Source organism: Streptomyces sp. KR55 (assembly GCF_052245645.1).
Classification (GTDB): Bacteria; Actinomycetota; Actinomycetes; order Streptomycetales; family Streptomycetaceae; genus Streptomyces; species Streptomyces flavusporus.
Map to the genome: position 1 here is coordinate 1 of NZ_JBQQCE010000314.1, position 11,530 is coordinate 11,530.

Sequence of the window (11,530 nt, forward strand, 5' to 3'; positions counted from 1 at the left end):
TCCAGAATTCCGGCCTCGGCGGCTGGGGCCAGTCGTCGACGCCGGTCGCGATGAGCGTGTTGGGGAGCGTGAAGAGCGCGCCGCCGGCCCCGGCGACGAGGCCGAGGCGGTCGGCGGCGCCGTACGCCATGGCCGTGAGCAGGGCGCTGTAGGCGGCGACGGGGACGCGGAGGTCGGCTGGTAGGTCGGGCCAGAGCAGGGCGACGGTGGTGAGCAGGGCGCCGGCGTAGCCGAAGGCGAGAAGGCGTCCACGCGCGCGTGGAGCCGTTGTCCGGCATCTCCGGAAGAGGACGAGGTAGCACACGTGCCCGGCGGCGAAGGAGGCCATCCCGGCGAGGAAAGCGGGCTCGGCGTCGGACAGCAGCAGGACGTCGCCGCCCCAGCCGAACAGGAGGGCGACGACGAGCAGCCGGGGCGCGCCGCGCAGGGCGGCCCACGCGGCGAGCATCGGCATCAGGAGCGGCTTGGCCACGGTGTGGCCGGGCTCGAAGCCGACCGCGAGGGAGGCGAGGTCGACGAGGGCGGCCGAGCCGAAGGCCGCGAGGAGGATCCGGTGCGGTCTCACGCGGTCGCGGACTCCTCGGCGGGCTTCGGCGCCGACGTCGGTGCCGGCACCGGCACCGGCTGCCAGCCCGGCCCGCAGAACACCCGTCCCGCGCGCTCGCGCCAACTGCTCGCCGCGCGCACGTCCTTGGCGATGGCGACGTATTCGTGGGTGGCGACCTCAAGCGGGTTATAGGTGCTGATGTTCTTGGTCAGCCCGTACACCGGCCGCTCGGTCTCGGCGACGAAGGAGCCGAAGAGACGGTCCCAGACGATGAGGATGCCACCGAAGTTGCGGTCGAGATAGCCGCCCTGGGAGGCGTGGTGCACCCGGTGGTGGGACGGCGTGTTGAAGACGAACTCGAACCAGCGGGGCATCTTGTCGATCCGCTCGGTGTGGATCCAGAACTGGTAGACAAGGTTGGCGGAGGAGCAGAACGCCAGCGCCGCGGGGTGCACCCCGAGGGCGACGAGGGGCACGTAGAACGGCCAGACGGTCAGGGACGTCCAGGGCTGGCGCAGCGCGGTGGTGAGGTTGAACTTCCGGCTGGAGTGGTGGACGACGTGGCAGGCCCACAGGATGCGGATGACGTGGTGGCCGCGGTGGGACCAGTAGTAGAAGAAGTCCTGCGCGAGGAGCATCAGCAGGACGGTCCACCACAGGACGGGCACGCGCAGGGGCGTGAGTTCGTAAAGGGCCGTGTAGATCGCGACGATCGGGATCTTCCACAGGAGGTCGAAGAACAGGCTGCCGAGCCCCATGGTGACGCTTGTCACGGCGTCCTTCGCCTCGTAGCCCGCCGCGTCCTCGTCGGGATGGAGCCGGACGCTGATCATCTCGATGACCGTGAGCAGCACGAAGGCCGGTATCGACCAGACCACGACATTGGGGAGGTTCGGCATGCCCTGCACCGTAGAACCGCTGGTCGGCCACGGCTAGACGTTGTTACCAACAAGTATTACCGGCGGTATGCGCTTGCTTGTTGGTGATCTCCGCCAAACAGGCTTCGGCTCGTCAGCACCGGTCCGTCGGGATGACCGACCTGACCTCGCGGATCGGGATCCGGCTCCAGCCCTTCCCCTTGGCCGCCTTGATCGTCACGGCCCGCGAGTCACTCACCACCAGTTCCCCGCACCACGCGCCGTTGCGGGTGCTTACCACCACGTATGGGCCGCCCTTCTGTGAAGCCGCCGGGTCTTCCACAGGTACCAGCCAGGAGATTCCGATCGCGGCGACGATCGCGGACAGTCCGGCGACGGAAAACCGGCGCGCCCTTATGAGAGCGTCCTGCGTGCGCTCGACCTCGTCCAGGACGGCCGCGAGCAGCCGGTCGCCGCTCAGCCACGTCTGCTGCCCGAGCTGACCATGGGCTGCTCGTACTGCGCCCAGGGCTCCGGCGAGCAGGAGCACGAAGGCCAGGACGAGCAGCAGAGCCGTGGTCCAACGCCAGGCGGCCGGCATGCCCGCCACGCTCTCGCGGCCCTTGAGGACGAAGACCACACCGACCAAGCCCGTGAGCCCGGTCAGGCCGTTGCGCCAGCCCTCGGCCTGCCGTCGTACGGCACCCAGCTGGTCGTACTGGAGCTGCTGGCCGAGCTGGGCGAACCGCTTCCTGGCGAGGTCGGTCACGAAGCGCCGTCCTCGCCGGGCGCGGGCACGGGAACATCCCAGAAGGCGCCGCACCCGTTGTCGGGCGACTCCGGCGGCCGGTCGGCATGCGGGTAGCCGCACTGGCAGTAGACAGGTATGGCACCGGTGAGGGGTTCCGGGCGGCGGCTGCGGCTGCCCCGCCACCTTTTGGGCGGTCCGAGGACGCCGTACGCAACCCGGAAGACTCCCTGTGCCCTGCAGGTGGGACAGGGGCCGGTCACCGTGTACCAGCGGCCGTCCGCGGAGCGTTCGACCGAGAAATCGTCCCCTGGCCCGATCGTTGTCTCGTGCTCGCGAAAGGCAGTCGGTTCGTGCGTGGGCATGCGGCTCCTCAGGCGGCGTCTTCTCGGGGTGCATCCGGGGGCTCGTAGAACTCGGGGGCCGGCGTGGGGGCTGGTTCGGCCGGGTGGTCGTGCGGCACTTCAAGGGCGAACAGCTGTGCGTACCGGCGGAGCCTCTCGTGGATCCATGCGGTCGGCTGTTCCAGCTCGCGGGCGGCAACGGCGATGCGCTCGGATGTCACCCGCCCGGTGAGCGCAGGAGCGCCGCCGGTGTAGTACTCACTGAGCAGGATCAGGTCCTGCCACAGCGGGACATCGTCGATGTCAGGGCGGCCCACGAGGAGTTCGAGGCCGAGGGGACGGTAGAGCGCCAGCCGGTCCCATGCCTGGTCGAGGGACCAGCCGAAACGAGCTGCGACCCGGAGGAGGTTCAGAGGGCCGACCTCCCTGGACTCGCCCAGCAGGTCCGGCTCGAAGAGCGCGGAGTCATACGCGTCGGGCCGGTGTTCCCGCCAGGGCCCGTCGGCGTCTTCCGGCTGTTTCCACAGCACACCCAAGGGGGCATAGCGGCACAACACGGCCATGCTCTCACCGAGGGTGAGGTCGTCGCTCCGGGCGTGGGCCACGAGGGCCGCAGGTGTGGGCGGGTTCCAGTGAAATCGCGAGTCCTGGTAGTCGAAGGAGCAACAGGCATCGACGTCCGCGCTCGTGGGACGGGACCGGGCAAGTGCGGTCCCGGGCGGCAGCGCCAGGGACGAGGCGTCGAACCCGAGGAGCGGTCCGAGTTCCACCAGCCGCGCGACAGCCTTGCCGAGCGTCCTTCCCGTGTGTCCCGAGACCACGAAGACGTACCGCAAGTCGAACTCGCCCCTTGCTGTTGCCCTTCCGGCCTCCGCCAGGCCGGCGCGGAACTCGGGCAGAGAATCATCCACGGGGACGAGCTCCCAGTCGCTGCTCGGCAGGGCGCGCCAGCGTTCGGCGAGGCTCGGGGCCGCGGCATCCACCAGTCCGATTGCGGACAGCTCCTGGAGCCGCTCAACGACATCCTGCGTCTCGGCTTGCACCTTGCACACCGCGACGGCTGTCTCCAGCAGAGAGGCGGGGTACGCCGCGACATCGAGCTCCTGGCCGAATGCGTGCTCCAGGGCAGCTCCCAACAGCTTGCCGTCGAGCGGGGTGAAGACCCGGTCGGCCAGAGCACCGAAGTCCTCTGTCTCCATGCCCATCGCCGTCATGAGCCCGGAATAGCGCTCCACCACCTCGCCAACAGTGATCCCCAAGAGGCCAGAGGCCCGCACCAGTTGGCGCAGGGACAGCCTGACGCCTTCGCTGCTGCGCAGCCGGACGCCGAAGCACCTCCAAAACTCCTCCAGGTCATACGGCGACAGGACGTCGTCGAGGTCGTCGGAGTTCATCCACTTGGGCTTCACGACCGGCTCGGGCAGGGAGTCCGGAGGCAATGCGAGCCAGCTGTACCGTTCGAGGGCCTCGGCGTACTTCTCCACCGTTTTCCGGTCTGGTCGGAGGCCTTCCCGCGACTCGGCGAACCGTGGATGCAACGACAGCAGTCGAAGGTCCTCCAGCGCGGCGACGAGGTCCTCCGGGGGCTCAGCGGCGGGATCAGGAAGGGTCAGGGAGAACCCAGCCGCCGCGAAACGCCGAGCCCTGTGCAGGGCTTCGCGCAGCGGCAGTTTCGGCACCGCACTGAACACCTCCATCGTGAAGAGCTCCGACCCCAAACTCTCCCAGTCCGAAATTTCCAGGAACGAGAAGCCGTAGCGGTCGCCCTTCAGGATTCGGCGATCCACGGAATCGAGCGCCAGGCGGTGCGCGGCGTCCATATCTGTCAATGGCGGCAGTGCCAGGCCCAGAACCGCGTAGGGCCTCAAGCGCCGCAGGACGCCGCCCAATGTAAGGATCTCGTCTGGCTCACTCAGCACGACCGCGTCTCGCACGATGTCCCAGTCGACGAAACTGCTCACGCGAATCCTGGATTCCCACGCCTGCGGCTCGGGATAACCGGCAACCGTGACCGGTATCGGCAGCGCTCTGATACGCGTGCGCACGGAGAGGCCCGACTTGCGCAGCACTGCGGCCCGCCAAGCCTCCAAGGGCTGAGCTCCGACGAAGTCCGTGATGAAGCGTGCAAACTCGTCGTCAAGTGCGGCCAAGCGCTCGTCAGGGGGGAAGCAGCCGACACTGCGGAAGTCGACGGCAACGGCGGTGTTCCAGCCCAGCCGGCTACTGATGCGTGCGTCGGCGGCGAGTAGTTGTTCCGTCACCCGGCCTATGGCGCCCGGGTGACGGCGAGCGAAAGCCCACAACCATTCCAGGGTGAGCCACTCGGGTGCCTCGAAGGTGGCGCAGGCCTCGTGGATACGGCTGTCGACCCACTCACGGTCATAGGAAAGGATGTCGTTCCGATTGGTGCTGAGGTCGGGAACGTGCGTCTCCCGCAGGTCCACAACGCACCCGAAGGGACGCCCACCCATCACGTGCCAGTCGGGGTCCTCCTCGGAGGGTGCGTAGCTGCTCCTGTTCTTCTCCAGCCACACGCGGGCATTCTCCGCCCGGTCGCCGAACATGCCCTCGGCGTCGACCAGCACTCCGTCCGCCAGAAGGCACCCCTCACCTTCGACCCACCACATGTCCGGGCCCGCGGGTACAGGGCGGCGGCTGTCGCCGAAGTAGTAGAGGGCCTTCTCCTCCCACACGCGGACGACCTCTCGGTCGGTCTCCACCCGCATCCCGAAGTCCGACCGCCAGACGTGCTTGCCGAGCACGTCCGCCACGTCCACACCGTCTCCCTGCACATAGAGCCGCACCCGGGTGCCCCCGGTCGGCTGTGCCTCTTCGCTGCGACGGATCCGGAACAGGCTCCCGCTGGAGGCGATGTCCACCCTGAGTCCGCCGTCCGCCGTCGCCCGCCCGTACTCGTCCGTCGCCCGGGTCCAGATGCTGATCTCGTCCGCCAGCATGAAGTAGCTGAAGACACCGATACCGAAACGGCTGTTGGGGTAGATGCGCAGTGCCGGGTCGGCCCGGCGCCACCGGGCCTGCTCCCGGCGGTACTCCCGGGACTGTTCGAATCGCCGCCCCGCCCGTGCGAAGGTGTTGCGCAGCGTCTCATGCCCCATTCCGACACCGTTGTCCTCGCACTCGACATAGGGGCGGCCCTCGTCGTCCGTGCCGCTCCGGAAGACGATCTCCCCCGCCCAGGTGTACGGGATCTTCTGGGCGGCTCGTCCGAAGCGGACTCGGGCCTGCCGGTAGCGGCAGGCGTCGAGGGCGTTCTGGTACAGCTCGCGCATGGCCAGGGTCGGGTCACCGTACAGACGGTTGCCCATGAGGAGTTCGCGGATCTCGTCCTCGGCCAGGCCGAAGCGCATCAGCGGCGTGCCGTAGGCGCGGTCCTTGGTCCTGACGTCGTACTGCGGACGCAGTCTGCGGCAGGTGACCCGGACCGGCAGGTGGGCCAGGAGGCCACCGGGTTCAGCCGGCGCGACGTGCTGCCGGATGGTCTGCACCGCATCGTCGGTCCACCCGGTGAGGGTTTCCAGCGCCGCATGGACAGCCGGATGCGGGCAGTCGAGGGCGAGGTCGAGCGTCTTGTTCAGGCGATCGCGAGCCCAGCGCAGGCGCCGTACGCTCTCGACGGCGTCGACGGACACCAGCCCGTCGGTGATACCGATGTTGTCGACAAGTACGCCGGGCAGCTGGCGCAGATCACCACCGAGCAGACCCGCGACGCCGATCAGCCAGGACAGCTCGCGCGGCCGCCATCGTTCCGGCGCCCCGTCGGCACGGTCGAGCTCGTCCAGCCTCCAGCGGGCGTCCGAGGGCTCCGGGTCACCCTGGTACGGCCGCGCGGGGGCGAGAGCTGTCTGCCGACAGACACGCACCAGTTCGTCGGTGAGCTCACCGATCCGGGACTCGGGAGCGGCGGCGCCGGTCATCGCCCTGGCCAGCGGGGCGAGGAGTTGGGGGGCGTAGGCGTCCCACAGCTCCTCCTTGGCGCTGACGTGCCGCCGCACGAGCCAGGCGGCCACCGCCGCCGCGTCCTCGGCGCGGCCGCGCCCGGCCAACTCGCGGCCTTTGCGCCACAGCAGGGCGTGCGCCGCGAACGTGTGCTCCAGATCGACGCGTTCGGGGTCGCGTGCCAGGTCACCGGTGGCCCGTGTGAGTCGGTAAGGGTCGACGGCGATCGTGCCCTTGACGCCCATGGAGTACACCGCCTCCCGGACGAAGGGTGCGGCGGCGAGCGCCGCCAGCTCGCCCGCGTCCAGGAGCGGGCCGCCCTGGGTCTGGGAGGGAGCGACCAGGGGGCGCAGGCCTTTGGTCAGTACCCGTACGGGATAGTCGTCGTCGGCCCACGGGTCGGGGACCCGGTTACTCACCGTCGCGCACCACCTCGCGCAGTCCCCGGCCAGCTGGACGAGGGCACGCTGGAGTTCGGCGCGGCGTTCGTCGTCGCAGGAGACCGCGGCCCACAACTCCGAGTCCCGTACCGCCAGGGTCCACTCCTCCTGGAGGGTCCGCCCGGCACAGAGCGTCACCTCCTCGACGGCCCGAGGACCAGAAGGCGCGAAGTGCGGCCTGGGGGTCTGCTTTTCACGGGCGGCGCGCGCGAACTCGGCCGTCCTGCGGGACGTGTGCGCGATGATGTCGGCGACAGTGCGGGGCGAGGAGTCGGCGTGCAGGGCCTCCGCCAGGGCGCGGGAGAAGTGGCTGCCGAGCTTCTCGTCCGAGCCGCAGGTCTGGCCCTGGTCGCAGCCGAAGAGGACGGCGATCCGGTCCCGGCCGGCCGGGAAGCTGGTCGACGATCCGCCGAAGGAGGAGGGCGTGGCCGCGTCCCTGCAGGCGTCAACGGTGAGCAGCACCGTACCGGCCCGGCAGCCTTTCAGCAGTTTGGCGAGGTCGAGACCGATGAGGCTGTCCGCGTCCACCTGGGGCGGTGTCGTGGCCCACGTCAGCTGCGCGTCGGCCGGGACGAGAAAGTCCGCGCCGTCCAACGACAGACCGTGACCGGTGAAATGGATGAGAACCGTGCCGTCCTCCGGTGCAGTCGCGCACACGCGGCTGACCGCGCTGCGGATCCGGGGGCCCTGAGCAGGGTCGTCAGGGGTGGCTCCGATGACCTCGACGCTGTAGCCGGAAGAGCGCAACGCCTCTGTCATCAGTACGACGTCGCGACCGACGGTGTCGGTCAAATCCTCGAAGACATCGGCGAGTTCGTATTTCGGCACAGCGATGATCAAAGCCTGTCGGCTCTCGCCCATGTCCGGCTGCCTCCCCCTCCGGTCACCAACCGACGACTGCACGTCAGGATGACACAGACGGACTCTGCTGCGACGCGGTTCGGGGCACCTCAGGAACGGCACTGTCAGTAGCGGCCCCTATCCTCAATGACCATGCTCGAAGACCGCACGACCGCAGTGCCCTCCCCCACAGCGTGGCCGGCCGCGTATCCCCACGGATATGCGGTCGTCGACGTGGAGACCACGGGCCTGGCCCGGGACGACCGGATCATCTCCGCGGCCGTCTACCGGCTGGACGGACGCGGCGAGGTCGAGGACCACTGGTACACGCTGGTCAATCCGGAGCGGGACCCCGGGCCCGTGTGGATCCACGGTCTGACGAGCGAGGTGCTCGAGGGGGCGCCGCTCTTCCAGGACATCGCCGAGGAGTTCGCGACCCGGCTGGAGGGCCGGGTGCTCGTCGCGCACAACGCCGTGTTCGACTGGCAGATGATCGCCCGGGAGTACGCGCGCGCGAAGAGCGAGGCCCCGGTGCGCCAACGGCTGTGCACCATCGCCCTGTCCAAGGTGCTGGAACTGCCGCTGCCCAACCACAAGCTCGAGTCGCTGGCCGCGCACTTCGGCGTCGTCCAGCAACGGGCGCACCACGCACTGGACGACGCGCGCGTGCTGGCCGAGGCGTTCCGGCCGAGCCTGAGGGCCGCGGCCGAGAGCGGCATACGGCTGCCGCTGCACGAGTGCCGGCCGCTGACCGAGTGGTGGGAGCCGCCCGCGCCCCGCATCGGACAGCAGGCGACGGGCGGGTACGGCGGCTACCGGCCGGGCAGTTGGCGGCCCTCCCGCAAAAGGCCCGCCTGCCCGTATCCCAACCCAGGTCGGTATGAAGAGGGCAAACGCCTCAAACAGGGCATGCGGGTCGCCTTCTCGGGGGACACGTCGGTCGAGCGCGAGCTGCTGGAGGACCGTGCGACCGAGGCCGGGCTGCATGTCTCCACGAGCCTGTCCCGGCTGACCAGCCTGCTCGTCACGAACGACCCGGAATCGGGCACGTCGAAGGTCGTCAAGGCCCGGCAGTACGGCACGCCGGTGGTCGACGAGGCGGCGTTCGGACAGCTCCTCGGGGACGTGGAACCGGCGTCGGAGCCGTGAACCCGGCGCCACCGGCCGGCAGCCGTACGGATGGGTGATTGCCGGACGACTCGCCCGCCGCCCGCTCGCCCGTGCCGCGGAGACGGCTCACCCTGTGGCGCATGGCGACATGTGAAGTTTGCGGCAATAACTACGGAATGACCTTCGAGGTGCACGCACAGGGCGCAGTGCATGTCTTCGACTGCTTCTCCTGTGCGATCCACCGCATGGCACCCATCTGCGAGCACTGCCGGGTCCAGATCATCGGCCAGGGCGTCGAGGCCGAGGGCCACTGGTACTGCGGCGCCCACTGCGCCCGCGCAGAGGGGAAGGTGGGGATCATCGACAAGGTCTGAAACGCTCCGAGCCCCACCCGATCCCCTGCGGCACACCCCAGCGACAGCACCCCGCAGTCCGAGATGTACGGTCGTGGGGTGTACCGCTTCCTGTTGTCCCGGCAGTGGGTGATCCTCACCCTTGTCGCCCTCGCGCTCATCCCCACGATGATCGAGCTGGGCTTCTGGCAGCTTCACCGGCACGAGAACAGGGTCGCGCTGAACAACGTGATCGCCGACTCGCTGGCGGCCGAGCCGGTCCCGGCCGAGTCGCTGACCTCGCCCGGCGCCGAGGTCGAGGACGCGGACCTGTACCGCCGGGTCACCGCGAAGGGCCGCTTCGACACCGCGCACGAGGTCGTCGTACGCCGCCGGACCAACGCGGACGACGAGGTCGGCTTCCATGTCCTGACGCCCTTCGTTCTCGACGACGGCAAGGTCCTCCTGGTGAACCGGGGCTGGATCCCCGCGGACGGCCCCAGCCAGACGGCGTTCCCGAAGATTCCCGCACCGGCGGAGGGCGAGATCACCGTCACCGGGCGGCTGATGCCCGACCAGACGACCGCCGAGAGCGGCATCAAGGACGTCAGTGGGCTGCCGGACCGCCAGGTCATGCTGATCAGCAGCGAGCAGGCGGCCGAGCGCCTCGGCAAGCAGGTCCTCGGCGGCTACATCGAACTGACCTCGCCCGAACCCAAGGGCGACACGCCCGAGCTGATCCCGGCTCCGGACCACGACAGCATCGGCAACCACATGGCCTACGCCATCCAGTGGTGGCTGTTCTCCGCGGGCGTCCCGGTCGGCTGGGTCATCCTCGCCCGCCGCGAGATCCGGGACCGCGCGGAGGCGGCGAAGCAGGAGCAGACGGAGGCGGAGCCGGCGACGGTGTAGAGCGGACACGCCCTACCCCCGTCACCCGCCCGGCTCTTGCCCGGATTGCCCCCACGGTCCCCCGGGAACCCGGAATCCGTGTATCCGCCCCCCGAGAACCGAGCCGAGAACAGCGCCGGCATCGGCACCGTGAACCGCATCGAGGACTACGCCCTCATCGGCGACGAACAGACCGCCGCCCTGATCGGCAAGGACGGCTCCGTCGACTGGCTCTGCCTCCCCCGCTTCGACTCGGCCGCCTGCTTCGCCAAGTTGCTCGGCGACAAGGAGAACGGCCACTGGCGGATCGCCCCCAAGGGCGCCGAGGGCCACTGCACCCGCCGCGCCTACCGCCCCGGAACACTGGTCCTCGACACCGAGTGGGACACCCCGGAGGGATCGGTCCGGGTCACCGATCTGATGCCGCAGCGGGACCGCGCACCCGACCTCGTACGCGTCGTGGAGGGCCGCAGCGGCCGGGTGACCGTACGCAGCACGCTCCGTCTGCGCTTCGACCACGGCTCGATCGTGCCGTGGGTGCGCAGGACCGACGGCCACCGGGTGGCCGTCGCGGGCCCGGACTCGGTGTGGTTGCGCAGCGAACCCGCCGTGCGCACCTGGGGCGAGGACTTCGGCACGCACTCGGAGTTCACGGTCGAGAAGGGCGAGAAGGTCGCGTTCGTCCTCACCTGGCACCCCTCCCACGAGCCGCGCCCGCCCCTCGTCGACCCGTACCAGGCGCTGCGCAGCAGCGTCACCGACTGGCGGGCGTGGGCGGCCCGCTGCCGTTACCACGGCCCCCACAGGGACGCGGTCGTCCGGTCGCTGATCACCCTCAAGGCCCTCACCTACGCGCCGACCGGCGGCATCGTCGCCGCGCCCACCACCTCTCTTCCGGAGGAGATCGGCGGTGTGCGCAACTGGGACTACCGCTACTGCTGGCTGCGCGACTCCACCCTCACCCTGGGCGCGCTGCTGTCGGCGGGCTACCAGGAGGAGGCGGAGGCCTGGCGCAACTGGCTGCTGCGGGCGGTCGCGGGCGACCCGGCGGACCTGCAGATCATGTACGGGCTGGCGGGTGAACGGCGGCTTCCGGAGTACGAGCTGCCCTGGCTGACCGGTTTCGCCGGTTCCGCACCCGTGCGGATCGGCAACGACGCCGTACGGCAGTTGCAGCTGGACGTGTACGGCGAGGTCATGGACTCCCTGTCGCTGGCCCGGCTTTCGGGCCTGTCCGTCAAGCCGCACATGTGGCGCCTGCAGTGTGCCCTGATGAAGTTCCTGCGTACGGCGTGGCGGCAGCCGGACGAAGGGCTGTGGGAGGTGCGCGGCGGCCGACGCCAGTTCGTGCACTCGAAGGTGATGGTGTGGGTGGCCGCCGACCGCGCGGTACGCACACTGGAACGGCATCCGGAGCTCGAGGGTGACCTGGCGGGCTGGCGGGAGATGCGCGAGGAGGTGCAC

At 69.7% G+C, this 11,530-nt stretch carries 8 protein-coding genes; 4 read left to right on the plus strand and 4 right to left on the minus strand.

Annotation, left to right across the window (positions count from 1 at the left end; genetic code table 11):
• The 4 genes from ACTWQJ_RS34850 to ACTWQJ_RS34865 all read right to left on the minus strand — a co-directional run.
• A partial coding sequence (locus ACTWQJ_RS34850; RefSeq protein WP_443310465.1) for a lysoplasmalogenase occupies nt 1–565 on the minus strand: 565 nt, incomplete at its 3' end.
• Nucleotides 562–1,446, minus strand: coding sequence for a sterol desaturase family protein (locus ACTWQJ_RS34855; RefSeq protein ID WP_443310466.1), 885 nt, complete (start codon nt 1,444–1,446; stop codon nt 562–564). The genes ACTWQJ_RS34855 and ACTWQJ_RS34850, both read right to left, overlap by 4 nt.
• A 112-nt stretch (nt 1,447–1,558) precedes the next feature.
• Nucleotides 1,559–2,173 (minus strand): hypothetical protein, encoded by a 615-nt coding sequence (locus ACTWQJ_RS34860; RefSeq protein ID WP_443310467.1) that lies wholly within the window; start codon nt 2,171–2,173, stop codon nt 1,559–1,561.
• A 352-nt stretch (nt 2,174–2,525) separates the two neighbouring features.
• On the minus strand, nt 2,526–7,754 hold the full coding sequence (locus ACTWQJ_RS34865) for an HD domain-containing protein (protein WP_443310468.1): 5,229 nt from the start codon (nt 7,752–7,754) through the stop codon (nt 2,526–2,528).
• A gap of 132 nt (nt 7,755–7,886) precedes the next feature.
• On the opposite strand from ACTWQJ_RS34865, the gene ACTWQJ_RS34870 reads away from it, so the two are divergent.
• From ACTWQJ_RS34870 to ACTWQJ_RS34885, 4 genes are all read left to right on the plus strand, one after another.
• Nucleotides 7,887–8,882: a DEDDh family exonuclease gene (locus ACTWQJ_RS34870; RefSeq protein WP_443310469.1), complete on the plus strand. Its 996-nt coding sequence runs from the start codon at nt 7,887–7,889 to the stop codon at nt 8,880–8,882.
• Nucleotides 8,883–8,983: 101 nt separating this feature from the next.
• Nucleotides 8,984–9,217, plus strand: a complete 234-nt coding sequence (locus tag ACTWQJ_RS34875; protein ID WP_409472908.1) for a hypothetical protein — start codon at nt 8,984–8,986, stop codon at nt 9,215–9,217.
• 78 nt (nt 9,218–9,295) lie between these two features.
• Nucleotides 9,296–10,087 (plus strand): SURF1 family cytochrome oxidase biogenesis protein, encoded by a 792-nt coding sequence (locus ACTWQJ_RS34880; protein WP_443310470.1) that lies wholly within the window; start codon nt 9,296–9,298, stop codon nt 10,085–10,087.
• Nucleotides 10,088–10,165: 78 nt separating this feature from the next.
• Nucleotides 10,166–11,530, plus strand: a 1,365-nt coding sequence (locus ACTWQJ_RS34885) for a glycoside hydrolase family 15 protein (protein WP_443310471.1), incomplete at its 3' end; no start/stop codon positions are given.

What these genes read in the sequence shown, in the direction of transcription:
- ACTWQJ_RS34870 (WP_443310469.1), top strand. Translation starts at nt 7,887, where the DNA reads ATGCTCGAAGACCGCACGACCGCAGTGCCCTCCCCCACAGCGTGGCCG.
- ACTWQJ_RS34865 (WP_443310468.1), bottom strand. Translation starts at nt 7,754, where the DNA reads ATGGGCGAGAGCCGACAGGCTTTGATCATCGCTGTGCCGAAATACGAA.
- ACTWQJ_RS34855 (WP_443310466.1), bottom strand. Translation starts at nt 1,446, where the DNA reads ATGCCGAACCTCCCCAATGTCGTGGTCTGGTCGATACCGGCCTTCGTG.
- ACTWQJ_RS34875 (WP_409472908.1), top strand. Translation starts at nt 8,984, where the DNA reads ATGGCGACATGTGAAGTTTGCGGCAATAACTACGGAATGACCTTCGAG.